General features: G+C 74.9%; 3 protein-coding genes. 2 read left to right on the forward strand and 1 reads right to left on the reverse strand.

The features are described from left to right. Together GA0115240_RS36830 and GA0115240_RS13095 are read left to right on the forward strand one after the other, a co-directional pair. On the forward strand, positions 1 to 1999 hold a 1999-nt coding region (locus GA0115240_RS36830; RefSeq protein ID WP_093736855.1), incomplete at its 5' end, for an ATP-binding protein. 185 nt (positions 2000 to 2184) lie between these two features. Continuing rightward, on the forward strand, positions 2185 to 3186 hold the full coding sequence (locus GA0115240_RS13095; RefSeq protein WP_093736856.1) for a beta-ketoacyl-ACP synthase III: 1002 nt from the start codon (positions 2185 to 2187) through the stop codon (positions 3184 to 3186). Between the two features lie 314 nt (positions 3187 to 3500). Here GA0115240_RS13095 and GA0115240_RS13100 read toward each other — a convergent pair. Continuing rightward, positions 3501 to 4443, reverse strand: a 943-nt coding sequence (locus tag GA0115240_RS13100; RefSeq protein WP_202451311.1) for a phosphotransferase family protein, incomplete at its 5' end; no start/stop codon positions are given.

The raw sequence follows: 4443 nt of genomic DNA on the forward strand, positions 1-4443 counted from the left end.
CTTCCCCGACGGCACCTGGTGGGCCGACCTGGCGACTCTGGACACCCCCGAGCTGCTGCTGGCCACCGTCAGCGACGCCGTCGACCTCGCCGACCACTCGGCGCGGATGCCGGTCGAGGCGCTGTGCGAATGGCTGGCCGACAAGCGGCTGCTGCTCGTCCTGGACTCGTGCGAGCACCTGGTCGACGCCTGCGCGCACCTGGTGGGCGAACTGCTCACCGCGGCCCCCGGCGTGACCGTCCTGGCCACCAGCCGCCGCCCGCTGGCCTCCCAGGTCGAGGAGATCCTCGATGTGCTGCCGCTGCCGGCCGACGGCGACGACGCGCTGACCTTGTTCACCGAGCGGCTGACCACCCGGCTGGGCCCGGCCCCGCTGGCCGAACCGGGCGCCGCCGAGGCCGCCGAGTCGATCTGCCGCCGCCTGGAGGGCATCCCGCTGGCCATCGAACTGGCCGCCGCCCAGGTCGGCCCGGCCCCGGTCACCGAGATCGCCGCCCGGCTCGGCTCCCGGTTCGACGTGCTGTCGCGTTCCGGCTTCGTCTGGCCCCGGCGGCACCAGACGCTGCGGACCGCGATCGGCTGGAGCCACGAGCTGTGCAGCCCGGTCGAGCGGCTGCTGTGGGCCCGGCTCACCGTCTTCCGCGGCACCTTCGACCTCGCCGCGGCCCGGGCCGTCACGGCCGGCGGCCCGCTGAGGCCGGAGGACGTGGAGCCGGCCCTGGAGCGGCTGGTCGCCCAGTCCGTGGTCCGGCGGGCCGGCGACGCGGGCGGCGACCTCGACAGCGACCCGGACGGTGATCCGGACGCGGGCCCGGACGGCTACGGGGGCGAGTGCCAGGCCGGCGGCGGGGGCCGGGACAGCAGCGGACACCGGCCCGCGACCGTCGACCGCTACCGCATGCTCGACACCATCCGCGAGTTCGGCCACGAGTGGCTGCGCGAACTCGGCGAGGCCGACACCCTCGCCCGGCGGCACGCCGAGCACTTCACCCGGCTGGCCCGCTGGGCCGACGCCAGCTGGCCGGGGGCCGATCAGATCCCCGGCTACCGCATGGTCGAGGACGCGCACACCGACCTGCGCACCGCGCTGGACCACTGGCTCGTCCACGACCCCGCCAGGGCCGCGGAACTCGGCGGGCTGCTGGTCTACTTCTGGACCTGCTGCGGCCACCTCAAGGAGGCCCGCACCTCCCTCGAACGCGCCCTGGCCGTGCACACCGCCGCCGGCCCGGCCCGCACCCGCGCCCTCATCGGCTACGGCGTCACCGTCACCCTGCTGGGGGACTACGAACTGGCCACCGTCATCAGCGCGGAGGCGCAGGCCGCGGCCGACGCCGACGGCGACAACGAGGGCCTGCTGGGCGCCGCCGGCTTCGTCGGGCTGCTGGCCATGCTCATGGGGGAGCCGCGCAAGGCCTGTGACACCGCCCGCGACGCCCTCGCGACCGTCCCCGGCTTCGCCTTCGACTCACCCGACCGGCTGCGCTGCAACCTGGTCGAGGTCCTGTCCCTCACCGCGCTGGGATCCTTCGTCGAAGGCCAGGCCCGCGCCCTGGAATTACGGGAGCACTGCGTACGCACGGGTGAGGTCTGGACCCGCTCCTACCTGGACTACCAGCTCTCCATCGTCGCGCTGTTCTCCGCGGCCCCCGGCGAGGCGGCCGCGTACGCCCGCACGATGCTGGAGAGCAAGCGGCTGCTCCACGACGCCTTCGGCATCGCGCTGGGCCTGGACCTGCTGGCGGCCGCGCTGGCCGCCGAGGGCCGGGCGGAACAGGCGGCGTCCGTCTACGGCACCGGAGGCACCTACTGGCGCAGCGTCGGCCACCTGCAGCGCGGCGCACCCGAGCTCGCCATGGTGCGCGAGCGCTGCGAGGCGCAGGCCCGCGCCGCCCTCGGTGACGCCGGGTACGCCGCCGCCTACGCTCGCGGCGCCACCGCCCACGGCCCGACGGCGCTGGCCGCCGCCCTGCGGCCCGACTCGCCGGAGCCCGGGTGAGCCGACGGCGGGCCCCGCTGGGCGATCGCGCGGCCGGGAGGAGATCATGCGGAGGTGCGGAAGCCCGCGCGCGGTTTCGCGGTTAGCCACCGTGGGCGGTGCTGCGGTGTACCGTCCGCCGCAAGGTCCGACCCGAGCCGGCCGTCGGCCGGTGATGGTCTGAAAGGTTTCCATGAATGGCTTCCATGACTGCTGAGATCACCGTGCCCGCGGGCGCACGGCACACCAGGATCCTCGGTGTCGGCGCCTACCGCCCGCGGCGGATCGTCGACAACGACGAGGTGTGCCGGTACATCGACTCCTCGGACGAGTGGATCCGGTCCAGGACCGGTATCAGGACCCGCCGGTGGGCCGGCCCCGACGAGACGCTCGGCGCGATGGCCGAACAGGCCGCCAGCAAGGCGATCGCGGCGGCCGGCCTCACCCCGGACGACATCACCTGCATCATCGCGGCCACCTTCACCCATCTGATGCAGACTCCGGCGATCGCCACCGAGATCGCCCACCGCCTCGGCGCGACCCGGGCGGCCGGCTTCGATGTCTCGGCGGGCTGCGCGGGCTTCGTGCACGGCGTGGTGCTGGCCTCCGACGCGGTACGGGCCCGCGGCGGCCATGTCCTGGTGGTCGGTGTCGAGCGGATGACCGACATCCTCGACCTGACCGACCGCTCCACCGCCTTCATCTTCGGGGACGGCGCGGGCGCGGTGGTCGTCGGCCCCTCGCCGACCCCCGGCATCGGCCCGGTCGTGTGGGGCGCCGACGGCGGGCAGGCGGACGCGATCAGCCAGAGCGTGCCCTGGGACGTCCTCAAGAAGGACCCCGGCCACCCCTTCCCGTCGCTGCGGCAGGACGGGCAGCGGGTCTTTCGCTGGGCGGTCTACGAGATGTCCAAGGTGGCCCTGCGGGCACTGGACGAGGCCGGCGTCCGGGCGGAGGAACTGGACGCCTTCATCCCGCACCAGGCCAACGAGCGGATCATCGACAGCATGACCCGCTCGATGGGGCTGCCCGAGCGGGTGACGGTCGCCAAGGACATCGTGACCAACGGCAACACCTCGGGCGCGTCCATCCCGCTGGCCATGGAGGCGGTGCTCTCCTCCGGCGCCGCGGTCTCCGGGGAGACCGCGCTGCTGCTCGGCTACGGCGCGGGACTGTCCTACGCGGCGCTGGTGGCGACCTTGCCGTAGGGCCCCGCGGGCGCCGGGCCCGGACGACACGAAGCGGCGGTGGTCCATACACCGCCGCTTCGTGCCCTCTCCCCGCCGTCCAGCTCTCCGCCGGCCCCGGGCCTGTCAGGGCGGCCGGGGCCGCCGGGAACGGGCGGGCGGGGCGTCTTGCCGCTGCCGTCGGCCGCGCGGGCGATCCTTTCACCCGCGGTGGCCGCGGCCGAACGGAACCGGCCACCTCCCGGCGCCCCGCGGTCCGACGCACCCCTTACGGGCAACCGGGCCGCCGACCGCGGACACCCCCGCCGCGATGGCCGAAAAGCGTCGCTGGAACGTCAACCAGCCGTGACGAGGGCCGCGTCCAGGGCCGCCTCCAGCCGCGGACCGACGAACTCCCGCACCCAGGAGCGGCGCTCGGCGCCGTAGCCGCGCGGCACGACCTCGACCAGCATGATCAGGTACAGGTAGCAGCGGTACAGCGCGATCCGCCGGAGCGCGGCGGCGTCGAAGTCGGTGCGGCCGCCGCCGGCGCGGTAGCCGGCCAGGAAGGCGGCATCGGTCTCGGGCGCGTCGCCGAAGAGCGACAGGGAGGCGAAATCGGCCAGCGGATCGCCCCAGAACATCCGCTCGCCGTCGATGAGAGCGCTGATCGCCCGCCCGCCCACCGGACCGTCCAGCAGCACATTGCCCGGCCACAGGTCGAAGTGGACCAGGGCCGGCAGCGTCACCTCGTCCAGCGCCGGGGCGGCGGCCGCCAGCACGGCCCGGATCCGCGGCACTTCGCGGGGCAGCCACGGCCGGTAGGTCTCCGCGTCGTCCAGTACGGCGCCGGTCATCGCGGCGAAGGCGGGTGCCCAGCGGTCGGTGAGCGGGCCGGTGCCGCCGGCCGGATAGCCGAAGCCGGGCCCGCCCACCGCGTGCAGCCGGGCGACCAGCGAGCCGAGTTCGGACCGCAGCCGGGCCCGTTCCGGACCGGCCGGCTCGTCGCCGGATCCGCGCCACGGCGCGCCGGGGCAGTGGCTCATGAGCAAGAAGGGCGGCCGCGGGCCTGATTCCCCCGGTTCGGCGTACAGCACCCGGGGCGCGGGCACCCCGGCCGTCGCCGCCGACGCGTAGAACCGCGCCTCGCCGTGCAGCAGTTCGGATTCATAGGTCAGGCGCGGCGACCGAGACGCGGGCGGGACCTTGAGCACCAGCCGGGAGCCGTCGGTGAGGTCGATCCGGTGCAGGGTGTTGTACGTGCCGCCGGTCAGCTGCGTGTGCCCGGCGATCCGGCCG

It is taken from the genome of Streptomyces sp. DvalAA-14, assembly GCF_900091855.1.
GTDB lineage: Bacteria > Actinomycetota > Actinomycetes > Streptomycetales > Streptomycetaceae > Actinacidiphila.